This is a genomic window from Acinetobacter sp. 22301 (genome assembly GCF_052045285.1).
Lineage (GTDB): Bacteria > Pseudomonadota > Gammaproteobacteria > Pseudomonadales > Moraxellaceae > Acinetobacter > Acinetobacter pittii.
In genome coordinates this window covers 1-25324 of sequence record NZ_JBQEOR010000005.1, presented here as the reverse complement: position 1 = coordinate 25324, position 25324 = coordinate 1, and the positions used below count along the sequence as shown (strand labels likewise).

The window sequence follows — 25324 nt, the reverse complement described above, 5'->3', positions numbered from 1 at the left end:
AAAAAGGAAGGTTAAACGTAACCTTCCTTTTTTATTTGTTTTCTTTGTGTGAAAACGATTATTTCTTGCGCAGTACTTCCTGACATTCAGGTTCGTTACAGTAACCGTAGAGGTTTAATGAGTGACCCGTTAAGGTAAACCCATGTTGCTCAGCTACAGCATGCTGTTCTTTCTCGATAACATCATTAGTAAATTCAATAACTTTGTTGCAATTATGGCAAACCAAATGATCGTGATGATCTTCTTGCATAATTTCGAAAACAGAATGATTATTTTCGAAATGGTGGCGCTGAATGATACCTGCAGCTTCAAATTGTGTTAACACACGGTAAACTGTCGCAAGGCCGACATCTTCCCCTTGTTCTAACAAAGTCTTGTAAATATCTTCAGCGCTAAGATGATGTTGTTTTGAATTTTCTAATAATTCCAAAATCTTAATTCGAGGAAGGGTAACTTTAAGTCCAGCTTTGCGCAAATCTTGATTGGAAATAGGCATGAAAAAAGGTCTCTCAACAAATCTCAAGTTGGAATAGGCAATAGAATTTAGATGAAGTATGATCTATCCTTTGATCAAATGCATCATAATTTATTGGGATAGTGTAGCAAAATGCAAAAACTCGTGCTGACGTTATTAGTCACTTCACTCCTTGTCGGTTGTTCAATCTTTGGTGTATATAAGGTTGATATTCCTCAAGGGACTCCATTGACCAAAGCTCAAGCCTCTCAAGTACAAGTCGGCATGAATTTCCAGCAAGTGCGTTTTTTGCTTGGTAGTCCAACTGTGACTGATCCCCTCAATCCTCTACGTTGGGACTACATTTACAACTATATCCCGGGAACTTATGCTAAAAAAGCAAAAATCCCCGCAGCACATGGTCAGCATTTAAAAATTTACTTTGATGGCACTGGTACAGTAACTAAAATTGAAGGTTTAGAAACTATTCCAGAATCGCAACCAGGTTTACCTGCTTCTAAAGAAGCGATTTTAACTGCACCACCACTATAATCGTTTTTTCTAATAAAAATAAACCCCTCAAGTGAAATACTTTGAGGGGTTTTGTTTATGGGGCTTATTGCTTAAAGCGATTACTTTTAATATATCGCCCCACAGGGTTTTTCTCGGCTCGTTTACGACGTATATCCTTAGGGTTAATCGTTAAAGATCGATAAACCTCAACTCGATCACCAGCTTGCAAAATCGCATGTGCTTCAACTTTTGCACCAAAGATGCCAAGTTGTAATGGCTCAGGCAAACTGACATGTGTCTGCAAACCACTCACCTCAACTGCTTGTAATGCAGTCATACCAGCTTCAAATGGAATAGCAACTAAAAACTGTTGCTCTGGGGCTGCATAAGCAACCCACACTTGCTGAGCTTTTTCCATCAGATAATTTGTCCAATCACCGCAATCATGGCAATAACAATTGAAAGCGGCAATACAATACGTACCGCAATGCGCCATAAGTTATAAAACAACTCATTGCTAAAATTCATAGATTTACGCAAATGGCTAATTTTCATAATCCAGCCAGCAAAAATGGCATAGATCAAGCAAATGAGTAATCCCCAAAGCATCAAAATCAGCGTAAAGATGTTATGAAGCTCAGGCACAGCCCAAACAGCAATCGCTACAACAATAATCACCCACTGTAAAATAGGCATAAGCTGACGCTGAGCAAGCTGCTCTCTAGCCAATTGCACAAATAACGCTGTTGTCATTACTGCGGTAAAGATCCAAGTAAAAACAGGAAGCTGTGCTTGTAAAGAAAAGAAACCAAAGGCAATCACAGCAATGAGCTGAGCTAACCAAATTGGAAGTACAGTTTTCGTTGCACCTTCTTGCGACTGAACAGCACCTACACTATTTTGCCAGTAAAGCCCTAAGCCCAATCCACTTGCAACAAGTGCAAGTACAGTCGCATTACCCCATTCTTTAAACTCAACATTGGTCCAGTGCCAAGGCTGTAAAGTCGTTCCCATCGTGTTAGCTAAAACAAGAGAAGCAATTACACCAACCGTCATCAGTAAAATTAAAATTTGACGTGGAATAAAGGATAAAATGAGAGCTACAACAGCAAGGCCAGCAAAAACAAGTTGTCCTGAAACACTATTATTAAGTTGTGTATTCAGTAAATTACCAGCGGTAGTTAATACATTACCTGCTAAAAATGGAATAAAAATAACTGCAAGCCAGCCAACCAAACGCCATTTTGGGGAACTATCTGCTTCACGAGTTAAACTTGATAAAGCATTTAAGGCTGTAGTCTTCGACCGTTTTGCTAAAGCAATTTCCAAATAACAAACTGGTAGTGCCAATAACAACATTGTGCCTAACCACAATAACCAGAAATCGAGTTGACGATCAATCTGGATGCCCATCGTGGGTGCCAATGTCGCCATAATGATGAAAGATAAGCAAAACGCCATCAGGGGCGATAACCATCGTGACATAGGTATGTCCTGCATTATGCATTCCTTGAAAAAGACTAGAGATATTTTGCCCGTGTCATGCTTGAAAATCAAAGTTTGCTCAATAAAAAAAGCAAACTACCGAATCGATAGTTTGCCGCGCTAACTGAAATTATGAGTTATTTTTATTTCAGGTTATGAGAAAAACCGAGCAAACCAGTTTTTCCCTTTTTTCTTTTCTTTTTCTCTAATAATTCCCATCATATTTTCTTTTACTGCTCCTACATAATCGGCATCATCATGTTGAATATGGTTAATTAACCATTTAGCCAAAATTTCTTGTAATTCTGCTTCAATCGTGTGCCCCATTTCAAAACGTTCACGATATAACTCTATTTTTTTAATAAATAAATCATGTACACGTTTATGAGGTACACGATATTTATAATCAGCTTCCTCTTGCAAACTTTCTTCGAAAGTAAAATGTGATTGCGTGTAATCGATAATATTGTCTAGAACATCTTTAATACGACGTCTATCCTCTTCATCTTTTACATCATCAATTTCATTAATATAATCAAGTATTCGTTTATGTTGCTCATCAATAACATCAATACCCGTATTATATTCTGAAGCCCATTTCATTTTCATACATCTCCCCAATGATGATTAATGATCGTTGCATAAACTGCATGATATATTTAAAGAATATAAATAAAAACAAACCTAATTTGTCGGCTTTAGCATATAAAAATTATATTTAACTCAAGTTATTGTTTTTTAAATATTAAATTAAAATTAACCAACTAAAATAATAAAGTATTTTTTGAACAAACTATTTTATTATTAAATGATAAAAATATATAAACATCCTTATTCATATATTTTAAATGTATTTTATATTAATACTGATCTGCACGCGTAATACGTTTAAGTTCAGGATTTTCCTGTTCGCGCTTTAATCTTTCTACAAAAGTAATAGCTTTTTTAATTGGTTTACCATGTTGAAATAAAATCATTTCACCAGGTTGGTATGCTGTCCAATTTTCATTATGTGTTAAAGGTTCAGTTGTTATTACTGCCACACGGTCTTCTGGAGTGGTTACCTGGCTAAAATCGACTTCGACATCTAAGTCAATTAAATGAGCATGATTAAATGGATATTCACGAACGAGCCAATGTAATTTAGTAATGGCATAACTAAATAATGCTTTGCCATTAGATAGACAATAATTAAATGTGCCGTATTCCGCAATTTGCGGAGAAATCTTTTCTAATACTTCAAAGATTTGTTCAAGACTTGGTTCTTCATAACCAAAAGCTTCAACGAGTTGATCGAGCAAATAACAAAATGCACGCTCGCTATCGGTATTACCTACTGGTGTGAAACGTCCACTTAACGGCGGATTAAAGTCATGTAAATCGCCATTATGGGCAAAAATCCAGTGTCGCCCCCACAACTCACGAATAAAGGGATGTGAATTTTCTAAAGTGATTTTGCCTTGAGTAGCTTTGCGAATGTGTGCAATCACATTGCGTGATTTAATAGGATAATTACGGATAAGATCGGCAATTGGAGATTCAACTGCCGACTGGTTATCAACGAATAAACGGCATGCCTTATCTTCAAAAAATGCGATGCCAAATCCATCACTATGATCTGAGGTAATTCCTGCCCGTTGTGAAAAACCACGGAAGGAAAAAGTAATATCCGTTGGTGTTGCACAATTCATTCCTAATAGCTGGCACATATCGCTTTTTAAACTACTTCTAATTACCCCATATGCTCTATTGTGCATGAGAGTAAAAGTGCTTGCAAATCTCAATATGTGCTGGCTATTACAAAATAGAAAATATGATTAACGCTGCACCATTTTATTCATCACAAACGAGGTCGCGACTTTATTCACCTCAAGAAATACAAAATAATCCAAACAGTTAAACTCTTCATCAAAAAAAGCCTGTTTCGATAGTTTTGATTGCATACTCAGATACATTTGGAACAGCTTCGGCATACGTTCATCTTGTGGAAAGCTAAACTCAGGATATTCAGGTTCATAGATTTTTTTCGAACGGATATCAATCGTTTTACTTTCTGGTAACTGCTGAATCTGACGATGCGTGTAGTACGCTCTAGCCAAATTATCTTGCAAATGAATGCTGACACAGCCCATTAAATATTTAGCACGCATTGACCATAGCACTTTCGGTGCAAGGTTTAACCACAGCATAGATAACGCTTTACCATTACGGAAGCGAGGATGTACACAAGTACGGCCTATTTCTAACACATTTGGAAGATGGGATAATTGAGGAACAATATCAAACTCATGTGCACTATAACTCTGTGCTATTTCATGGCCTTGAAATAGTTTTAGACGCGTATACGCTACAATTTCTCCAGTCCACTTTTCACGCAAGACCGCATGTTCACAACCAAAATCGTAAATATCTTGGTCTAAGTTATCTTCAAACTTGATTCCGAATTGTTGACTAAATTGTTGTGCACGAAACCGTTGTACATCTTGTAATTCTTTTAAATTATCAACCCACTCAAAACGAAATTGCGTCTGATTTATTGCTTTATGACGATTTAAAGGTAAAGTCCAGGTTTGGCGATATTGATTAAATTTTTCCAGCATAATGAACGCTCCTAGTGACACCCCCTACACTAGTCAAAGCTCATGACAAAAAAATGACCAAATCAAAATGGTATAAAAAAAGACCACCTAGGGTGATCTTTTTATTGAGAATAATGGATTTCTTAAGCTGTTTTAGTTCGGTTAGAAATCAGCGTTCCAACACCATGATCAGTGAAGATCTCAAGTAATGTGGCATGTGGCACTCGACCGTCAACAATATGCGCACTCACAACCCCGCCTTTAACAGCATCAAGCGCACAGCCTACCTTAGGAATCATACCGCCATAGATCACACCTGTTTCAATGAGGCGATCAACTTCTTGTGTCGTAAGGCCAGTTAACAGATTTTTATTTTCATCAAGCACACCGCTAATATTGGTGAGCAAAATTAATTTCTCAGCGCCTAAAGCTTCTGCAACCTTACCTGCAACTAAATCAGCGTTAATATTATAAGTATTGCCTTCTTCATCTACACCTAGCGGTGCAATCACTGGAATAAAGTCACTTTGGGTGAACATTTCCAATACATCTGTTTTAACGCCAGTCACTTCACCAACCATACCCAAGTCGATATGTTTGATAGAACCATCTTCTTCTTGCTTTTCCATGAGCAATTTGCGGGCACGAAGTAAATTACCGTCTTTACCTGTTAAACCAATCGCACGTCCACCGTGTTTATTAATCAGGTTAACGATTGATTTATTTACACTGCCGCCCAACACCATTTCAACCACTTCCATGGTTGCAGCATCAGTTACGCGCATACCGTCAATGCGGTCAGATTCACGGCCTAACTGCTTTAAGAATGAGTCCACTTGTGGCCCACCACCGTGAACAACAATCGGATTTAATCCTACAGTTTTAAGTAAAACGATGTCTCGGGCAAATGAACTTTCAAGCTCCGGATCAGTCATTGCGTTGCCACCGTATTTCACCACCAGCGTTTTACCAGTAAAGCGTTGAATATACGGCAAAGCTTCAATCAAGATTTTTGCTTTGTCGATACCGATATGCTGATGTTGTGGCATTACGCCTCTCCTTACTTAGGCCTCTGAAAGTTCTTGTGCAATTTGCGGATAGTGTTCTTGCAACATATCTACAAATTTTTGCTGGATTTCCTTTAATCGTAAAGGATTATCCGCATCAAATCGTACTGTAAAGTATTCACCAGTATTTGATGCTCGAATAATGCCAAAACCATCATCAAAATCAAGACGTACGCCATCAATTTTACTAATACGTGCCCCTAAGCGATGACTTAAAATCTCAATATCTTGTAATACATACTTTGGATCAGACTGATACGTACCAATATAGGTATCTTCTGTACAACATCTTTCTGGATATGGAGCAAATAATTCAGAAATTGTAGCGGCATCAGATTGGGTAAAATACTCCATTACTCGTAATGCAGCATATAAACCATCGTCGTAGCCAAAACCACGGCCATCATTAAACACATAATGACCTGCATATTCTCCACCAAAAATGGCACGGCCATTCGATTGAGATAAATAAGCCCGTAGGAAACTACTTCCCGTGCGGATCATTTTTGCTTTTCCACCGAGTTTCTCGACGGTTTCTTGAACCATACGTGAACATTTCACATCAAAAACAATTTCTTGCTCTGGGTGCTGCTCAAGGCACATTTGCGCAAAAAGCGACAATAAGCGGTCTGCTGTCAATATCTGTGCTTTTTCATCGACTAAAACAACACGGTCTCCATCGCCATCAAGAGCGATGCCAATATCCGCCTGCTGCTCGACCACGGCTTTACGTAAATGAGTTAAATGTGCCGCATGTGAAGGGTCTGGTGCGTGATCTGGAAACTCACCATTTGGATTGGTGCGTAAAGCAATGACTTCACAACCCATTTTTTCTAAGATTAGTTTTGAACAATGCCCGGCTGAGCCATGCAAACCATCTAAAACAACTTTTAAACGACGTTTTAACTGAATATCTTTAAAAATAGCTTGTTGGTATTGTTGGCAAAATTCAGCTTTAAATTGAGGTAAGGTTAACTCAAGTACAGAAATTGAATGAGATGGTACATAAGTTTGAGCTTCTTCACCCACCTGCTGAATCATTTCTGGAGACGGCGGTTCACCCTTTAAAATCCACTTAACACCATTGTCAGATTTTGGATTATGGCTTGCGGTCACCATGATGCCATTACCACCAAAATCTCGTGCGATGTAGTACATCATTGGGGATGAACAGCAACCAATGTTGGTCACTTTTAAACCTTGTTCTATTAAAATTTCTTCAATTAAGTGTGCATAGGCTGGACTTGTGAGACGGGCATCATAGCCAATCACTAATTGAGTTTGTTTTGCTTGTTTGTATTGTTGTGCCAATCCGTAGGCAATTGAACGGACAACGTCCGTGGTTAAGAAAGAAAGTTTGCCTCTAATATCGTAAGCACGAAAAATACTTTTTGGAAATGAGTGTCTTACATTCATAGCGTATCTTCTATTTAAAGATCAATTCGATCTATCGCAAAAACATAGATTATTCAAAATTTTTGAAAGGTTTGTTTGCTAAAAAAGTTAAAAGAATATGAGTAAAGCGTGTTGTAATATAATCCTTTGTAACATTCAAGATGTAAAAAGAAACGCCTGTTCAACAGGCGTTTGATTTTCGTTAATATTTAAAAAACTTATTGTTTACCTGTATGGCCAAAGCCACCAGCGCCACGTAAAGTTTCTTCAAACTCTTCTACTTGCTCAAATTCGGCTTGTACGACTGGTACTAAAACATATTGTGCCAAACGCTCACCTGGTTCTAAACGGAATGTGGTTTGACCACGGTTCCAAACTGAAACCATCAATTCACCTTGATAATCCGAATCAATCAAACCAACCAAGTTGCCAAGCACGATACCGTGTTTATGACCTAAACCTGAACGCGGTAAAATTAAACCAGCAAAATTTACATCATGAATATAAATTGCCATACCTGTTTTAACTAAAACAGTTTGTCCTGGTTCAATATCAATTGCTTCATCTAAACAGGCACGTAAATCTAAACCCGCTGAACCTGCTGTTGCATATGAAGGTAAAGGCCATTCTTTACCTAAACGCGGATCGAGCAATTTCACTTGAACTTTCATGGGATTTCCTAAAAATTAAAAAAATTAACGCTTTAATAAAGCTTTTAAATTTGCCAGATATTGTTGAGCCTGTTCTTTAGGGTCAACATTAGCCGCAATTTTCTTTTTACGCCCTAACCACTCAAGCTCATCTTGCGGAAGCTCATCAAGGAAACGGCTAGGCGTCATTTGTTTCATCTGTCCACCATTTTTACGCTGTTCCGCTAGAGTTAACGTTAAACCTTGGCGTGCACGTGTAATTCCCACGTACATGAGACGGCGCTCTTCCTCAATGGTTTCTGCTGCAATCGAGTTCTTGTGAGGCAATAGTTCTTCTTCAAGTCCCATAATGTACACATATGGGAATTCCAGACCTTTTGCTGCATGCAAAGTAAGAAGGTTAACTTTGTCTGTATCTTCTTCTTCCTGCTGCTGTTCTAACAGATCGAGCAAAACTAGTTTTCGGATGACACTTTCAATATTCTTTTCATCAACATCTTCAGCACGATTAATCAGATTTTGAATACTGGTAAATAAGTTCTCGATATTATCGAGTTTACTTTTCTCTTGTGCAGGTGTTGCTGACTGTTCGCGAACGTAATCCATATAACCCGCTTCATTCATCATTTGACGAACTTTAGGTACAGGCTCATCATCTTCCAACAATTCACGAGTAAATGTCGCAATAAAGTCGGCAAACTCATGAAGCTGTGTTTCTGCCTTTTTAGGAAGCACCATGCTTAAACGCTGGTCAGCAGAAGCACCGAGTAAAGACAAATTATTTTCTTGTGAAAATAAACCTAGTTTCTCTAGAGTAACAGGGCCAATCGCACGTTTAGGCGTATTAATAATTCGTAAGAAAGCACTGTCATCTTCTGGATTAATAATAAGACGTAAGTAACTCATCACGTCTTTAATTTCTGCACGGGCGAAGAACGATGTACCGCCAGAGAGTTTATACGGAATTTGCATTTGACGAAGCTGGGTTTCTAACACACGTGCCTGAAAGTTTCCGCGATACAACACAGCATAATCTTTCCAGTTCTTACCGTTCATGAGCTTGTGGGTCAGTAGGTCTTTGACCACGCGTTCTGCTTCATCGTCATCATTACGACATGTAATGATTCGGATGACTTCACCATGCCCTTTATCACTCCACAATTTCTTGTCAAAAATATGTGGGTTGTTTTGAATCACACAGTTAGCTGCTTTTAAAATACGGCTGGTCGAACGGTAATTTTGTTCAAGCTTAATAATATGTAGATTTGGGAAATCTTGTTTAAGCAATGCCATATTTTCAGGCTTAGCACCACGCCATGCGTAAATCGACTGGTCATCATCACCTACCGCGGTGAACTGCCCCATTACCCCGACTAACAGTTTGACCAAAATATACTGAGCTGTGTTGGTATCTTGATATTCATCAACCAATAAATAACGGACACGATTTTGCCATTTGTCACGTACTTCTGCATTTTCTTGCAATAAGCGTGTTGGCATAACAATAAGGTCATCAAAATCGACGGCATTGTAGGCACGTAAATTACGTTCATAAAGCTGATAAAGATGTGCAAACTGGACATCTTCTGGTGTTTCACAAGTCGAATGCGCTTGTTCAGGCAAAATCAGATCGTTTTTCCAATCTGAAATTTTCTTCATTGCCTTGGCAATTAATTCTTTACTCTCTGCACCCGATAAATTGTCGCGATGCATGAGATCCATCAAAATACGTTTACAGTCGTCTGCATCCAAAATCGAAAAATTAGCTTTTAAAGGTAAATTTTTAAGTTCTAAACGTAAAAGATTTAAACCAAAAGTATGGAAGGTAGAAACAGATAAACCTTTTGCTTCTTCACGTGATAAAAGTTTAGTCACACGTTCTTTCATTTCACGTGCAGCTTTGTTTGTGAAGGTCATTGCAGTTATACGATGCGCAGGAATACGGCAATGTTGCACCAAATAGGCAATTTTACGCGTAATTACCGATGTTTTACCTGAACCAGCGCCAGCAAGCACCAATAAAGGGCCCTGAGTATATTTCATGGCTTCTTCTTGCTTGTTGTTCAATTGACTGGCAGATGACATCGTGTATTACCTCTTAATTTTTCGAGCATGATTATAGTCATCTCTTTTTTAGAATCCCAATAGTAAATCTACGGATATGTATAAATGATGTCTAATAATGCAATTTATGCGCCGCAGAATGTCGTGATTATTTCTTGTACTGCACCCATAAAAAAACCACCCGAAGGTGGTTTTTGAAACAATAAACTAGATCTTATTGTTTAGCATAAATACTGATTTCTACACGGCGGTTTTGTTCACGGCCAGATGCAGTTGAGTTATCTGCGATCGGGTTAGATGAACCATAACCTTGCGCGTCGATACGGCTAGCAGATACACCTTGGCTAGCTAAATAACTACGTACTGATTGAGCGCGTGCTTGTGATAATGGAATGTTGATAGAGTCATTACCAGTGTTATCAGTATAACCTGTTACAAGAATTGCACTCTTGTTATCTTCAGCCAAAGTTTGAGCCACTTTGTTCAAAGTTGCGTAGAAGTTTGGCTTGATGTTTGATTTGTTTGTATCAAAAGTAATGCTACCAGGCATGATCAATTGAACAGAACCATCTGGGTTACGGCCAACGTCTACACCAGTACCCGCCATTTGTTGACGAAGTTTTTTCTCTTTCTGGTCAAGATATACACCACCAGCAGCACCAAGAACTGCACCAATTGCCGCAGCACGGTTGTTTTGACGGCTAGAGTTTGCATTTGATTTAGAAATACCATAACCAGCTGCTGCACCAATTAAAGTACCTAATGCGGCTTTATCGTATTCAACGCCACCAAGATTATTACCAGTTGTTTGACAACCAGAAAGAACTACTGCTGCCCCTACCACTGTTGAAATAACTAATGCACGCATTGCATGCCTCCTCACTTTGTGTGTTTTGTTGTCTGAATGAATAATGAAACAAAAAGGAAGTATAAAACATTGATATTTTGTTAATAATAAACAGTTTAGTTATGTTTTTGTAATATTTTGATGCACTTTAAGATGCTAGCTCATCACAATTTCTTCATTGTTGTCTAAGATAACGTTGTATTTCATATTATGACAGTTATAGTTGAACAACTTTTCTATGGATTTGAGACATTCGGGGTCTTTTATATGTCAACTGCACCCAATAAACAATCTGCGCTAAAAAAAATTACACGTGGACTCACTGTAGGTACAGTCATTACAGGAAGTACTTTTTTTCATGGTCCTCCTGTTCTTGTATTAGGTCTGACCAAGCTTTTAAAAAAATCATCAAAAATAGATGAAACTAATATTCAAATTACAAATAGCTGGTTAGGGGTAAATAATTGGTTAATTGACCATGTTCTACCCAATCTAAAATGGGACATTACCATTGATGAAGGACTTGATCTGAATATGCAAGGTCGTTATCTCATGACCTGTAATCATCAAAGTTGGGTTGACACGACTGTAAATCAATATTTTGGTTTAACCCGTATGCCCCTTACCCGTTTCTTTACTAAATGGGAACTCATCTTTATTCCTTTTGTTGGGCAAGCATTTAAAATTTTAGGCTTCCCAATGATGAAGCGTCACACTAAAGAACAGATCGCGAAGAATCCTGAACTTAAAGACCGTGACATGATGGAAGCACGTAAAGCTTGTGAGCAGCTTTTAAGTCAGCCCTTCACCCTATTAAATTATTTGGAAGGTACTCGTTTTACTCAAGAAAAACATGACCAGCAAAAATCCCCTTATAAGCATTTGCTAAAACCCAAAGCAGGTGGCTTGGCGCTTGCATTAAACATCTTGGGTGACAAAATCGATGCCCTAGTTGATATGACCATCGTCTATCCTGATGGCGTACCGGGATATAGCGATTTCTGGCTTGGGGATGTTTCTAAAATTGCGGTTAACTTACGTAAAATTGAAATTCCAGACTGGGTACTTGGCGGCAACTATGAAGATGACGCAGCTTATCGTGAACGTTTTCAGCAATGGGTTCATGACATTTGGACCGAAAAAGATCAACTTATTGAGCAAATGAAGTCTCAATATACCACTGCAAATATTTAAGAAAGCACCCGTTATTATGCAAAACAGTTCTGGGAAAAAAACGAAATACCATCATGTAGACCCAAACAGCCTTTCATTTAAGCTGTTTTTGGTCTACGACATCTTTATGGTGTTTATTATCATTTTTAACTTGTTCTGTCTTGCGACTAATTTCTTTTTAATGAGCAGTATTGGGGCATGGTTCTTCGAACATATTCACTTGCCCCAAGTACTCAGCTTTTATCGTACTTCACTACATCCTTGGGTGATTACATCAGAAGCTTGGTTTATTGGTTTTTTAATTATTGAGCTGCTTGTACGCTGGGCTATTGCGATCATCAACAAGCACCATAAGCGTTGGTTCTTTTTCCCTTTTATTCACTGGTATGAAATTTTAGCCATTATTCCTCAACTTCGTTTTTTACGTTTATTCCGTGCTGGAATTATTGCTTACCGTTTACATGAGTTGGGTTATCCAGTTGTTCCGGAAAGCTGGCGGAAAACTGGGCTATTTTATTATCGCGTCGTAATGGAAGAATTATCTGACCGCGTTGTAATTACCGTGATTGATGGTATTAGATATGAACTTGAAACCAGTTCTAGCCATAAACAGATTATTCACGACTTGGTTAATCATCATCGTGAGCAATTTACTGTTGCTCTAACTGCATTATTACAAGAATCTTTAGCCACCGCTTTAAAAGAACAAAAGCCTGCCATTACAAAAGGTGTGGGCAAAATTGTAGATCAAGCCATTATTGATACGCCTGAGCTAACTCAATTATTACGATTAATTCCTTTAGTCGGGGGCCGCATTGAACAGCAAATTCAAAGCATTGGTCAAAGATTAGGTGAAAATATTAGTGCAGGTTTAATTGAACCTTTAATTGAGGGCTCACCAAATAGTCCGAACCCTACTTATCAATTAATTTCTCAAAGAGTAAGTGAAATCAATATTAATAATCGTCAGCTTGAGCAATTGGTTGAATCTGTCGTGTTCGAGACACTGGAGTCTGTACGTAAACAAGTCAAGGTCAAACAATGGCAACAAACCCTTGCGGAGTATGATCGAATCAAAGAATAAGCATTTATTTAATTTTTTATGAATCACGCTAGAGAATTGGCACGAATTGTTCTAGCATTTGCCCTATTTACAATAAACTTAACGATATTACAGCTCGTTTAACGCCTTGAAGGAAGACTTATGGCTGATATACGGATTACCGGCAGAATGGTTAACTTTAGCAGGATAACCTTCGATACCAATGATCATGATGTGATCCGCCAGCAATTATCAAATATTTTAAATGAAGGTTCCTATCAAGGAACTTTAGTGATTATTGACAGTACAGTTGATCAAGAGTTAATTGCATTGATTCAACTTCTGGTGAGCTTGGGTTTACAACCAATGGCGGTAATCGACGGTATTTTAGGAGATGAAGCTCGCGCTATTCAATTCCCTGTTTTACCGGCAGATCAACCATTACAACGCATTAAAGCGACAGCTGAACAAGTGGCTATTGTGGAAAAAACTGCTACAGCTCCTGCCTCGTCTTCAGCAGAAACAAAAAAACCACTAAACAAGATAGCGGTCGCTCATATTACCTCTTATCATGATGAAATTTTGCGTACAGGCCAATCCCTTGTACAAGATAACGGCGATATTATTTTAAAGGCTGGCATGAATAGTGGTTCCGAGGTGATCGCTTCAGGAAATATACATATTTATGGCACAGTTCGTGGTAGAGTCATTGCTGGTGCGGGCGGGCACGCAGCTGCACGCATTTTTTGCCAATCTTTAGAGGCTGAGCTCGTTTCCATTGCCGGAACGTATTGTGTCGCAGATGATATCCCTAAACATGTGGTAAAAAAACCAGTACATATTTATTTAAATGAAAAGCAAGAGCTTGAATTTGAAGCTCTAGAACTTTAATTTATTAAGCAAATCACCAAAAAACAGCCCTTTTAAGGGTGTATGACCATAATAGGAGTGGATTCGGTGGCCAAAATTGTTGTCGTAACATCAGGCAAAGGTGGTGTAGGTAAAACTACAACGAGCGCATCTTTTGCAACAGGTTTAGCCCTTCGTGGTCATAAAACTGTTGTGATTGATTTTGATGTAGGCTTACGTAACCTTGATTTGATTATGGGTTGTGAGCGTCGTGTTGTTTATGATTTTGTTAATGTTATTAATAATGAAGCACGTCTGCAGCAAGCCCTTATTCGCGATAAAGATATCGAAAACCTTTATATTTTACCGGCTTCACAAACACGTGATAAAGATGCGTTGAGCGACGAAGGTGTTGCTCGAGTTATTGATGAGTTATCTCAAGAGTTTGATTACATCATTTGTGACTCACCTGCAGGGATCGAGCGTGGCGCGATTTTAGCCATGTATCATGCAGATGAAGCAATCATTGTAACAAACCCTGAAATCTCTTCAGTACGTGACTCTGACCGTATTATTGGTATGTTAGATAGCAAAACCAAGAAAGTTGAACACAACGAAGGGCGTATACGTAAACATTTATGTATTACACGTTTTAACCCGGAACGTGCTGACCGTCAGGAAATGCTGACAATTGATGATATTTCTAAAGATATTTTACGCGTACCGACATTAGGTGTTATTCCAGAATGTCCAAGTGTATTACAAGCATCAAACGAAGGTAAGCCAGTTATTCTGTATTCAGAAACTAAAGCTGGTCAGGGGTATGATGATTTGGTTGCACGCTTCCTTGGCGAAGACCGTCCTTATCGACACATCACAGCTCAACCTAAAGGCTGGTTAGCACGACTATTTGGAGCGTAGATATGGCAGGATTCTGGAGTAAATTATTTAGCAGCGAAGAAAAACCATCAAGTGCTCAAACTGCCAAAGATCGTTTGAAAGTTATTGTTGCTTCTGAACAAGGTTTAGGCCGCCGTTTAAGCCAAGACAAAATTGATCAGATGAAAAAAGAAATCATGCAAGTGGTTAGTCGTTATGTTAGCGGTGTAGGTGAACAGCATATCCAAATGCAAGTTCGTTCTGAAGCTAATATCGAAATGTTAGAAATGAATATCAATTTACCTGAAGAACGATAATTCTATTTCTGACTATTCAATAAATCAGAATCAAGGCAAAATAACGCAAGTTATTTTGCCTTTTTTAAAATGAGGAGATTGTCATGGCATTATCACAGCCAGCAACTTTCAATGAAGAATGGTCCGATGAGCGTGTTTTTGCCTACCTCAACCAACTTCCTCCAAGTGGTGTGAATGCAGATTTTCATGTGCTCTACCATGCATTCAAACATATGCGCCCAACAGACTATGAGCGTCTTTTAAAGCAATTTATTGCGGACGGACGCGATATTAATGCCAAAGACCCTGAAGGCCAACGCATCCATGATGTAATTGCTAAGTTTCCGCGTCAATCAGCACCATTTTTAGAAGTTCTAGCAAAGTTTGCTTAAAATAAAAAGCCTCTAAAAGAGGCTTTTTTCTTATCTAGACTTATCGATTACCAATCAGGAAAATACCAAACACGGTAAAAATACCACCCGAAATACCATCAATCCATTTTGAAAAATTACGATAAGCTGCTCTAAAACTTGGTAACGAGAAAATAAAAGTCACAAAGCAGAACCATAAAATTGTCTCGACTGTGACAATAATAAAGAGTAGCCAGTGAACCTGATCAAGTTGAGGATTAGCTAAAAATAAAGAGAAAACACTACCAAAATAAATAACAGCTTTTGGATTTGATAGATTGGTTATCAAACCTTTAATAAAAAATAAGTAAGGAGCTTTGGGGAGCTCAACAGCAACATTGCTCTCTTGCTGATTTTTTGAAAAAGCCGAACGTAGCATCTGATAACCCAACCAACATAGATATAAACCACCAGCAATGAGCAATCCTTGCTTTAACCAAGCCATTTTCTCAAATATAAGATTTAATCCCATCAGCGCCAAGCACGCCCAAAACATAACACCCGCCGTTATACCAGTAACGACTAGCATAGCGTCTTTACGAGAACGACTAATGGCGGTTTGCGATACAAGGAAAAAATCAGGCCCGGGAGTAATAAGCGCACAAAAGTGAATAAAGGCTAAAGTAATCAGAGCTAATAGCATGTCTTTCTCCTGATTTAATTCATTGTTATTTATTTAGGGAAAATACATTAGCATTTTTTACTAGACGATAAAATCTTTAAGTCATTTATAAATAGGTTCACTTTATTTAAGTTATAAAAAAGCCTCCGAAGAGGCTTAAATTATACGTATTAAACTAGAATATCCCGCTTACCATTAGGGCCCATTGAGCTCACAATGCCGTTCTCTTCCATTTGATCAATGATACGAGCGGCACGGTTATAACCAAGGCTAAATTTGCGCTGTAGCGAAGATGTAGACGCTTTTCGAGTTTCTAATACGAATGACACACATTGATCATAGAGTGCATCTCGGTCAGAACCACCCTCACCCTCTTCAAAGCCACGTGATGCAGGCTCTTCATCAAATGGAGTCAAGATTTCATCAATATAATCAGGCTCGCCACGCTCACGCCAAGCATCACAAATACGGTTTACTTCATCATCACTAATGAAAGCACCATGTACACGTTCTGGCTCAATTTTACCTGGTCCTAAGAACAGCATATCACCGTGACCTAACAAGTCTTCTGCACCACCTGCATCCAAAATAGTACGCGAGTCAATTTTACTGTTTACACGTAGTGCTACACGCGTTGGAATATTGGCTTTAATCAAACCAGTAATAACATCAACAGAGGGACGTTGAGTCGCAAGCAATAGGTGAATACCAGCAGCACGAGATTTTTGCGCCAAACGGGTAATCATTTCTTCTGCTTTTTTACCCACCTGCATAATCATGTCGGCGAACTCATCCGCAACAATCACAATAGATGGTAATGGCGTTAAACGAGGTGCACGTTCTTGTGTCGCCGAGTCGCTTGGCTTCCAAGTCGGATCAATTAAGTCTTCACCATTCGCAATCGCTTCTTCAACTTTACGGTTGTAGTCACTTAATTTACGAATTTTTAAGAACGACATAAGCTTATAACGACGTTCCATTTCATTCACACACCAGTTCAAAGCACTTACCGCATCTTTCATGTCAGTAACGACTGGAGTTAATAAATGTGGAATATCATTATAGTTTGCAAGTTCGAGCTGTTTTGGATCGATTAGAATTAAACGTAATTGATCAGGCGTATATTTAAGCAACATCGATAAAATCATCGAGTTGACCGCAACCGATTTACCAGAACCTGTCGTACCAGCAACCAACATATGTGGTGCTTTCGCTAAATCAGTGAGTACAGGATTACCTGAAATATCTTTACCCATCGCCATACTAATTAATGCACTTGGGTCGCGATATGTTGGTGTTTCCAATAACTCAATCAAACGTACCATTTCACGGGCACTGTTTGGCACTTCAATACCAATGTATGGTTTACCAGGAATAACTTCGACCACACGTACGGATGCCATCGACATTGAACGTGCCAAGTCACGTGAGATATTCGTGACCTTAGAAGCTTTAACACCGGGTGCCAAATCTAACTCAAAGCGAGTTACAACTGGCCCTGGTTGAGCCTCTACCACCTGAGCTTTTACGTTAAATTCTTGCAATTTAATTTCAAGCAATTCAGACAAACGTGAAAGTTGCTCTTCAGTAAAGTTGACTTTCTTATTTGGATCGACCTTATCGAGTAGGTCAAGACCCGGTAAAGTTGGCAAATCCAAACGCTTCTTAGCAACTTGCATTGCACGAGACATTGGGCGGCCTGATGCATCTGTTAACGGTGCATCAAAATCGAAATCGTCCTCATCAAAATCAGCATTTTCCTGCGGTTTTCCAGCAGTCTCCTGCCAAGCTTCAATAAACTCTTCTTTTGAAAGTTTGTCGGCCTGAATAGTCGTTTGAATAGGAGCTTTTACAAATGCTGAAGATTGCGCATAACTACTTGCTCTCACAGGTTCAGTTGGGGCAATGTCTTCATCTATTAATAAATCATCAAAATCTTCAAAGACTTGTTCGTTTGCTAAATTTTTAGGTGATTGATTTAAATTTGAAATATTTGAAGATGTTTCATTCGCAATATTAACAGTTTGCGAAGTTGGTTCGGCTTCTACGGGGTGATCTTGAACAAACGGTGTGTGCACATCTGTTGCAGTTTTACTGTTTGGAACCGCGGCAAGCAACTCATCAAAAATCTCATCATCATTCCAATCAAGACCATGTAAGTCTTGTTTAGATGATGGTTGATTTTGATTTACTTGAGAAATTGTTTGCTGAAATTGCTCATGAGTAGGAACTTGCTCTGTCTCTGTCGAATCATCAGCAGCTCTTAAAAGCGCATCAATTTCTTGCTTATGACTCGCATCATCACGCTGTAAAGCACGCCATACTTCGCCAGTCGCAACTAAACGTTGGCTATCTCGTTCAAGTTTATGGGCTTGTTCAAGCGTATGCTCAAAGTTCTGAGTATTTGCAACTGGTGTATCTGCAACAGGTTCAGGTCGGCTCTGCTCTTTCGCTAGCACATCTGCAAATAAGCGCTCAGCAACCGCATCATGTCGCGTTGTGGTAGATTGCGGTTGAGTTGATTCAGATTGAACTGATGCTTCTTTCTCATCTGAAGCATTAGCATTCGTTTCTACATTGTCAGCAACTTTAACCGCGGCTGCTTTGTTGGCAGGTTGAGTTGTTAAGTCATAATCCGATTCATTCGGAGATACGTTCTTATAAAATAAATCTTGTAAATAACTTGGTGTCGCTTTGAGCGTAACCCATGTTTTACTCCATTGCACCCCAAATGCAAGAGTAAACAACACGACCCCGAAAACCAGTAAAAATAAGGTTGCACCGTAAATTGTTAACAATTGAGATAGGCTTTGACCTAACTCATAACCAATAATTCCCCCAGCTGCATTATCTAAAGTATCTGCCGGCACATTCCAGTGTAAATAAAGTAAGCTAGATACAACTAAAATTAAGAAGAATTGTGCAGCATAACGAAATGGGCGGTTTAGGAAACTACGTGGCCACCAAACCTGAATTGCTTCAATGAAAAGGAAAATTGGAATAAGCAAACTTGCCCATCCTAAAAAACCAAACAGCAAATCTGCAATCCATGCGCCAGCAATACCACTTGCATTGGATACTTGCTGAGTATCACTGGAAATATGCATCCAGCCCGGGTCAAATGGTGTATATGTTACTGTTGCCAGAAACATATAAATACCAAAAGAAACCAAGAATAATGTCATCAATAAGCGCTGTGCATAAACACTTGACACCGCAGTCATATACTGTCCTGTAACCCATTTAATTATTGGTTTAGAGATGTGAAGAACTATATTTTAGATCTTCAACGAATGAACTTTATATTATGCACCTGTTCTTACAAAAAAGGTGCATGATTCTTTACAGTTGTTGTTAACATAAGGCACTTCTATATTGTTATATAACTTAATTCGATTGACCTGATCAATATTATCCACATTGATTTAACGCTATTGATCGGCAAATTCACGTATAATTTTCAAAATTCTCGAAATAAATAAGGATACCCTCAATGAGTGCTCGTCATTCTCGGTTAATTATTCTCGGTTCTGGCCCTGCGGGCTATAGTGCAGCAGTATATGCAGCGCGTGCAAACCTTAAACCTACTTTAATTGCAGGTTTACAACTAGGTGGGCAACTTACAACAACAACCGAAGTTGACAACTGGCCGGGCGATCCTGAAGGTTTAACAGGTCCTGCATTAATGGATCGTATGCAAGCACATGCTGAACGCTTTGGTACAGAACTCGTCTATGACCATATTAACGAAGTGGACTTAAGTGTACGTCCTTTTGTTTTAAAAGGTGACATGGAAGAGTACACATGTGACGCTTTAATTATTGCAACTGGTGCTACAGCTCAATATCTTGGTCTAGAGTCTGAACAAAACTTTATGGGTCAAGGTGTAAGCGCATGTGCAACATGTGATGGTTTCTTCTACAAAAACCAAAAAGTAATGGTTGTTGGTGGTGGTAACACTGCTGTTGAAGAAGCACTTTATTTATCAAATATTGCTTCACATGTAACGTTAGTACATCGCCGTGATACTTTACGTTCTGAAAAGATTTTGCAAGATCATTTATTTGCCAAAGAAAAAGAAGGCAAAATCAGCATTATCTGGAACCACGAAGTTGAAGAAGTATTGGGTGACAATACTGGCGTAACCAGTGTTCGCCTTAAATCAACTCAAGATGATTCTAAGCAAGACGTAGAGGTTCATGGTCTGTTCGTAGCAATTGGTCACAAGCCAAACACTGGAATGTTTGAAGGCCAGTTAAACCTACGTGATGGCTACATCCAAGTGCAAAGCGGTACCTCTGGTAATGCAACAGCGACTTCTGTAGCTGGTGTTTTTGCTGCTGGTGATGTCGCTGACAGCATTTATCGCCAAGCGATTACTTCTGCTGGGTCTGGCTGTATGGCGGCTCTAGATGCTGAAAAATATCTAGATAATCTTTAATTAATAGATTTCTAGAGTTTAAAAAACAGCCGTTCTTATAACGGCTGTTTTTTTAGAATAATGACTAGCTGACATATATTAATTTTTATAGCATAACCTTAAAGCTCATCTTATTTTGTTTCTATGAATACACTTCCACTTTCTCAATTCATTTTTCCTGATCCCATTGAGGCCGATCCAGATGGGCATGGTTTAATTTGTATTGGAGCAGACCTCTCCCCTTCTACACTATTTGAAGCTTACACCCATGGTCTTTTTCCTTGGTTTAATGAAGATGAGCCTATTTGTTGGTGGAGTCCAGAACCCCGTTGCGTGATCTACCCTCAAAACTACAAGCCTAGCAAGTCATTACTGAGAAATATGAAAAAACATGACTATGCAATTACGGTTAATCATGCCTTTGAACAAGTTATTCGCTCTTGCTCTTTGCCAAGAAGTTATGCAGACGAAACCTGGATTAGTGAAGATATTATTCAAGGCTACTGTGAGATGTTTAATGCTGGTTATGGTTACAGTATTGAAGTATGGCAACAAGAGGAGCTTGTAGGAGGTTTATATGGTGTTACGATTGGTAAAGGGTGTTTTGGTGAGTCAATGTTTAGCAACGAAACCGATGTTTCAAAAATGGCTTTTTATACATTAATGCTCATTGGACAAGAAAATCAGCTACCATGGATAGACTGCCAACTCGTAAACAGTCACTTAATTAGTCTGGGAGCCAGTACACTTTCTCGTCAAGACTACTTAAAATCGTTACAAGATGTAATTATTCACCCCTCTATCAATTGGAAAAAGTATCAAGAACGTGTATTTTCAAGTAAAACAATAGCATTAGATGCAAAATTAATGGAATGATAACAGGAGGGACCAATCATGAAATCATATCACCCGAAGTCCCTTTTAAATGATCTGCAGTATTATATTACTCCACCTCATGATTGTAGCTATCTAGAAAATAAATCAGCACGCATGGTGTTTTTAGATCCCATCCATCGAATTGATGTGGTCACTCTTTCAGAACTTTCTCGTTTAGGCTTTCGCCGTAGTGGCGACTTTGTTTATCGCCCTGAATGTCACTTATGTAGACAATGTCTGTCTTGTCGTGTTCCAGTTGCCGATTTTCAAATGAACAGCATGCAAAAAAAAGCATGGAAACGAAATCAAGATCTCACCATGACTGTTCTGCCTACGCGACAAGCAGCTCAAATTCATTATGATTTATACGAACGCTATATTAATGAACGCCATGCAGATGGTGATATGTTTCCGCCGAGCTTAGATCAGTTTGAAAAGTTTTTAGTACATAGCTGCACAGATAGTTTTTTTCTTGAGCTTTGGAAAGACAATCGGCTCATTAGCGTTTCTACTTGTGATTTAATGGATGATGGACTATCGGCTGTCTATACATTCTTTGATCCCGATGAGCATCGCAGATCACTGGGTGTTTACTCTATTCTTAACCAAATTGAATATGTGAAATCGCTCGGTTTAGAATATCTCTACTTAGGCTATTGGGTGCCTCATTCAGCCAAAATGAACTATAAATCGCAATATACACCTTTAGAACTTCTGCTCGATGGGCACTGGCGCCGTTTAAACAGATCATTATCACCAGAGGAAATTCAACAACTAGGTACGTCTCTTATGACCACGTTACCTTCTGAATGGAATAATTTAATCATTAAATAAAGATGCGAAATCATCTGTACAGGTTTTTACCATAATGACCGCATGTTCGCGACCACCATCTTGGGTAGGATAATAATTGCGACGCAGATCAATTTGGTGAAAGCCTGTTTTTTCATATAAACCAATAGCGGCTTTATTACTTTCACGAACTTCTAAAAAGATTTGTACTGGCTGATTTTCCAATTTTTCAATTGATGCACTTAATAACTCATATCCTAAACCCTGCCCTTGCATTTTAGGATCAACTGCCATGAGTAACAAATTAGCTTCATCTAAAACAGGCTGTAAAATACAAAACCCAACCACTCTGTTTTGTGACTCAATCACTGTACATTGATAAGAGTTCAAAGATTCAATAAATTGCTGTCTTGACCACGGATGGGTCTGAACTGATTTTTCAATTTGAACGACAATATCCACATCAGTGTTTTGCATAATACGAATCATGAGTTTCAACGCAATGAAGATTCTAAAGTAGTGCGTATTATAAAAACTTCCCAAGAAAAAACGAGCGAAAAAAAGGACAATTGAATTGCCCTTTTTTCAGTATTTTTTAAAGACCTAATTTTTCACGCCAAGTTGCTAGCAATGCTGTGGTATCCGAATCATTTGGATGAAATTTTGGTCTTAAAAAATCAAGTAACTCTGGAATTTGACGAGTCATAAAACCTTTACGACCATACATGAACTTAAGCATGTACTTCGTATCTTTCCAAGTTAATTTATCATCAGTTTTAAGTAACTTAGCAGTAAAATAAGACTGAGTTGCGAAGATTAATGCCATTGCAATAATCAAGGCTGTTGAACGCATAAAATAAGCTTTCGGACCTTGTCCATACATGCTGGTATACACATCAAATGCGACAGCTTTATGTTCATTTTCTTCAACTGCATGCCACATCCACAAATGATACATAGTGTCGTCTTGGAACATGGCCTGAATTTCAGGGTTTTGTAAAAGTTCAGCTGCAATGGTCGATGTGAAATGCTCTAGAGCACAGGTTCCAGTCAAATCAATCATTTCTTTGGTATAGCCAAAAGGTTTCATTAATTTGGTTACAACAGCTGTACCCATCTTAATGACTTTTCCTGTTTGCTTTTCCATATGGCGCACATCATAACCATAAGCCTGTGCTGAAGCATTAAATGCTAAATGCTCTTTGGAGTGCATCGCTTCTTGACCAATAAAAGCACTAATTTCTTTTTGAAGATCTGGATCAGCGAGCTTTGGATCATTTCGAACGGCACGCGTACTATTTACAAAGAACTGCTCACCTTCTGGAAAAAGGGCCGATAATGCTGTCATAAAATGTGTTAATGCTGCATCATAATTTGCCCAATAACGTGGGACCTGAGCAAATTCAAAATCCATACGACGCACAGGGAAACTAGCGCCAGCACGATTGGAAATATTTACCTTAGCATTCATCTCAGACTCCTTTTAAGTGAATAGCTAATTCACATATAACTTTATTTATTTTCTTAATATTTATAATCATACGTCTTTCAATGTACCAATTAAGTGCAGATGAGGACAGAGAAATATCAGATGAGGTCATTCATAGACACATAAAGGTGCAATATCTGCTCCACGATCTCTTTAAAATAATTATATAAAAATAAAAAAGGGCCACTATCGGCCCTTTATAAATCATGAATTAAATCTATAAACCTAATTTTGCTTTCCATGTTTTCAATAGACCAACGGTATCTAGATCATTTGGATGAAAGCCAGGTTTAAAGTAAGCTAACATTTCTTTAGCCATACCACTAATAATACCTTTAGATGGGCTATATCCGTATTTATAAATTACTGATAGTTCATCTAAATTCAACTTGTTATCTTGCTTTAATAAACGAAGCACAAAGGATGACTGAATCAAAAAGATTAAAGTCATAGCAAACACTAAAGAACTGGTTCGTAACGCATAAGCTTTTATGCCTTTACCAAACACACCTTCGTACACGTCATAAGCTACGGCTTTATGCTCATTTTCTTCAATCGCATGCCAATACCACATTGTTGACATTGTCTCATCTGTCATAAGCTCTTGAATGTGCTTATTGACCAATAATTGCGACGCAATAGTAGCGGTAAAATGCTCAAGAGCCGTTGTAGCAGTCAAGTCAACCATTTCTTTTGTCATACCGAAAGGTTTGACAATTTTTACAAAAGTTTTAATGGCTGTTTGAATTGCCGTATCGGTAAATTTCTCTAACGTTTCTACATCATGACCAAACTTTTGAGCAGAAGCATTGAAGTTTACATGCTCTTGAGTATGCATTGCTTCTTGCCCAATGAAAGCACTAATTTCTTTTTGGAGCGCTTCATCATCTTTAATAGCTGGGTGATAACGTACTGCTCTTACACTATCTATAAAGAATTTCTCACCAGCGGGAAACAGTGCTGACAATGCAGTCATAAAGTGTGTGAGTCCAGCAGAACCATTCATCCAATATTCTGGTACATCATTAAAGTCAAAATTCATACGACGTACTGGAAAGCTTGCACCTGCACGATTCGTAATATTCACTTTAGCATTCATACCCAAAGCTCCTTAGTAAGTAACCCTAGTTACTCAAACTTTATTGTTCGTTTTCTTGATTCTTATCATACAAATTTAATAAAAAGGATTAAGGGGAAATAAGGACATTGAAATATCAGTTAGGGCCAGCCTTTATAGTGATTGTTAGACAATTAAGTATAAAAAAAGCGCTCTAAAAAGAGCGCTTTTTTTCACTGAAAGTGATTATGCAGTTACTTTCGCAACAACACCAGCACCTACAGTACGACCACCTTCACGGATCGCAAAACGTAGACCTGGGTCCATTGCGATTGGGTGGATTAATTCTACTGACATTTCAACGT

The 25324-nt window shown here is 38.5% G+C and carries 26 protein-coding genes and 1 pseudogene; 10 read left to right on the top strand and 17 right to left on the bottom strand.

Features of this window, described 5'->3' with window-relative positions:
* Positions 1-58 precede the first annotated feature (58 nt).
* Positions 59-496, bottom strand: coding sequence for a ferric iron uptake transcriptional regulator (gene fur, locus ACTJJH_RS09625; RefSeq protein ID WP_002121758.1), 438 nt, complete (start codon positions 494-496; stop codon positions 59-61).
* A gap of 111 nt (positions 497-607) precedes the next feature.
* Here fur and ACTJJH_RS09620 point away from each other — a divergent pair, with 111 nt between their 5' ends.
* On the top strand, positions 608-1006 hold the full coding sequence (locus ACTJJH_RS09620; RefSeq protein ID WP_069035910.1) for an outer membrane protein assembly factor BamE: 399 nt from the start codon (positions 608-610) through the stop codon (positions 1004-1006).
* A 64-nt stretch (positions 1007-1070) separates the two neighbouring features.
* On the opposite strand, the gene ACTJJH_RS09615 is transcribed toward ACTJJH_RS09620, so the two are convergent.
* From ACTJJH_RS09615 to ACTJJH_RS09570, 10 genes are all read right to left on the bottom strand, one after another.
* A complete protein-coding gene (locus tag ACTJJH_RS09615) occupies positions 1071-1385 on the bottom strand; it encodes an RnfH family protein (RefSeq protein WP_069035911.1) in 315 nt (104 codons plus the stop codon).
* A complete protein-coding gene (locus ACTJJH_RS09610; protein WP_440601053.1) occupies positions 1385-2452 on the bottom strand; it encodes a hypothetical protein in 1068 nt (355 codons plus the stop codon). The genes ACTJJH_RS09615 and ACTJJH_RS09610 overlap by 1 nt, the downstream gene beginning before the upstream one ends.
* Before the next feature lie 153 nt (positions 2453-2605).
* Positions 2606-3061 carry a bacteriohemerythrin gene (locus ACTJJH_RS09605; protein ID WP_002121698.1) on the bottom strand — a complete coding sequence of 152 codons (456 nt, stop codon included), beginning with the start codon at positions 3059-3061 and terminating at the stop codon, positions 2606-2608.
* A gap of 251 nt (positions 3062-3312) precedes the next feature.
* On the bottom strand, positions 3313-4161 hold the full coding sequence (locus tag ACTJJH_RS09600; RefSeq protein WP_017398883.1) for a class II glutamine amidotransferase: 849 nt from the start codon (positions 4159-4161) through the stop codon (positions 3313-3315).
* Between the two features lie 108 nt (positions 4162-4269).
* A complete protein-coding gene (locus ACTJJH_RS09595; RefSeq protein ID WP_002121744.1) occupies positions 4270-5052 on the bottom strand; it encodes a GNAT family N-acetyltransferase in 783 nt (260 codons plus the stop codon).
* A 122-nt stretch (positions 5053-5174) separates the two neighbouring features.
* Positions 5175-6080, bottom strand: a complete 906-nt coding sequence (argB, locus tag ACTJJH_RS09590) for an acetylglutamate kinase (protein WP_311082563.1) — start codon at positions 6078-6080, stop codon at positions 5175-5177.
* A 15-nt stretch (positions 6081-6095) separates the two neighbouring features.
* Positions 6096-7514: a phosphomannomutase/phosphoglucomutase gene (locus ACTJJH_RS09585; protein WP_440601052.1), complete on the bottom strand. Its 1419-nt coding sequence runs from the start codon at positions 7512-7514 to the stop codon at positions 6096-6098.
* Between the two features lie 197 nt (positions 7515-7711).
* The gene (gene dut, locus ACTJJH_RS09580) at positions 7712-8164 is read right to left on the bottom strand and encodes a dUTP diphosphatase (RefSeq protein WP_002121799.1); all 453 of its coding nucleotides are present in this window, start codon (positions 8162-8164) and stop codon (positions 7712-7714) included.
* Positions 8165-8188: 24 nt separating this feature from the next.
* The gene (locus ACTJJH_RS09575; protein ID WP_005070868.1) at positions 8189-10228 is read right to left on the bottom strand and encodes a UvrD-helicase domain-containing protein; all 2040 of its coding nucleotides are present in this window, start codon (positions 10226-10228) and stop codon (positions 8189-8191) included.
* Between the two features lie 193 nt (positions 10229-10421).
* Positions 10422-11075, bottom strand: a complete 654-nt coding sequence (locus ACTJJH_RS09570; RefSeq protein ID WP_005070886.1) for an OmpA family lipoprotein — start codon at positions 11073-11075, stop codon at positions 10422-10424.
* Positions 11076-11321: 246 nt separating this feature from the next.
* Here ACTJJH_RS09570 and ACTJJH_RS09565 point away from each other — a divergent pair, with 246 nt between their 5' ends.
* The 6 genes from ACTJJH_RS09565 (at position 11322) to ACTJJH_RS09540 (ending at position 15685) form a co-directional block, all read left to right on the top strand.
* Positions 11322-12248: an acyltransferase gene (locus tag ACTJJH_RS09565; RefSeq protein ID WP_032037400.1), complete on the top strand. Its 927-nt coding sequence runs from the start codon at positions 11322-11324 to the stop codon at positions 12246-12248.
* A 16-nt stretch (positions 12249-12264) separates the two neighbouring features.
* On the top strand, positions 12265-13311 hold the full coding sequence (locus ACTJJH_RS09560; protein ID WP_039756890.1) for a hypothetical protein: 1047 nt from the start codon (positions 12265-12267) through the stop codon (positions 13309-13311).
* 120 nt (positions 13312-13431) lie between these two features.
* Positions 13432-14160 (top strand): septum site-determining protein MinC, encoded by a 729-nt coding sequence (gene minC, locus ACTJJH_RS09555; RefSeq protein WP_440601051.1) that lies wholly within the window; start codon positions 13432-13434, stop codon positions 14158-14160.
* Positions 14161-14226: 66 nt separating this feature from the next.
* Positions 14227-15039 carry a septum site-determining protein MinD gene (gene minD, locus ACTJJH_RS09550; RefSeq protein WP_002121719.1) on the top strand — a complete coding sequence of 271 codons (813 nt, stop codon included), beginning with the start codon at positions 14227-14229 and terminating at the stop codon, positions 15037-15039.
* A 2-nt stretch (positions 15040-15041) separates the two neighbouring features.
* Positions 15042-15314 (top strand): cell division topological specificity factor MinE, encoded by a 273-nt coding sequence (gene minE / locus ACTJJH_RS09545; protein WP_000896934.1) that lies wholly within the window; start codon positions 15042-15044, stop codon positions 15312-15314.
* A gap of 83 nt (positions 15315-15397) precedes the next feature.
* A complete protein-coding gene (locus ACTJJH_RS09540) occupies positions 15398-15685 on the top strand; it encodes a PA4642 family protein (RefSeq protein ID WP_005070896.1) in 288 nt (95 codons plus the stop codon).
* A 40-nt stretch (positions 15686-15725) separates the two neighbouring features.
* Here ACTJJH_RS09540 and rhtC read toward each other — a convergent pair whose 3' ends face one another.
* Both rhtC and ACTJJH_RS09530 read right to left on the bottom strand, forming a co-directional pair.
* Entirely contained in the window at positions 15726-16346 is a 621-nt protein-coding gene (gene rhtC, locus ACTJJH_RS09535; RefSeq protein ID WP_440601050.1) for a threonine export protein RhtC, read from the bottom strand.
* 149 nt (positions 16347-16495) lie between these two features.
* Positions 16496-19549: a DNA translocase FtsK gene (locus ACTJJH_RS09530; RefSeq protein ID WP_119686010.1), complete on the bottom strand. Its 3054-nt coding sequence runs from the start codon at positions 19547-19549 to the stop codon at positions 16496-16498.
* A 269-nt stretch (positions 19550-19818) separates the two neighbouring features.
* Between ACTJJH_RS09530 and trxB the strand changes: the two genes are divergently transcribed.
* The 3 genes from trxB (at position 19819) to ACTJJH_RS09515 (ending at position 22455) form a co-directional block, all read left to right on the top strand.
* On the top strand, positions 19819-20766 hold the full coding sequence (gene trxB, locus ACTJJH_RS09525; protein WP_005803159.1) for a thioredoxin-disulfide reductase: 948 nt from the start codon (positions 19819-19821) through the stop codon (positions 20764-20766).
* Positions 20767-20889: 123 nt separating this feature from the next.
* Complete coding sequence (gene aat / locus ACTJJH_RS09520; protein WP_068930716.1) at positions 20890-21621, top strand: leucyl/phenylalanyl-tRNA--protein transferase; 732 nt, start codon at positions 20890-20892, stop codon at positions 21619-21621.
* Positions 21622-21639: 18 nt separating this feature from the next.
* Entirely contained in the window at positions 21640-22455 is an 816-nt protein-coding gene (locus tag ACTJJH_RS09515) for an arginyltransferase (RefSeq protein WP_017386721.1), read from the top strand.
* Here the strand turns inward: ACTJJH_RS09515 and rimI are convergent.
* The 4 genes and pseudogenes from rimI to ACTJJH_RS09495 all read right to left on the bottom strand — a co-directional run.
* On the bottom strand, positions 22441-22902 hold the full coding sequence (gene rimI / locus ACTJJH_RS09510; RefSeq protein ID WP_002121701.1) for a ribosomal protein S18-alanine N-acetyltransferase: 462 nt from the start codon (positions 22900-22902) through the stop codon (positions 22441-22443). The two genes, ACTJJH_RS09515 and rimI, sit on opposite strands and share 15 nt — an antisense overlap.
* A gap of 106 nt (positions 22903-23008) precedes the next feature.
* Entirely contained in the window at positions 23009-23884 is an 876-nt protein-coding gene (locus tag ACTJJH_RS09505) for a metal-dependent hydrolase (RefSeq protein WP_002121736.1), read from the bottom strand.
* 235 nt (positions 23885-24119) lie between these two features.
* The gene (locus ACTJJH_RS09500; protein WP_002121792.1) at positions 24120-25001 is read right to left on the bottom strand and encodes a metal-dependent hydrolase; all 882 of its coding nucleotides are present in this window, start codon (positions 24999-25001) and stop codon (positions 24120-24122) included.
* Positions 25002-25205: 204 nt separating this feature from the next.
* Positions 25206-25324: pseudogene (locus ACTJJH_RS09495) on the bottom strand (hypothetical protein); the annotation flags it as partial.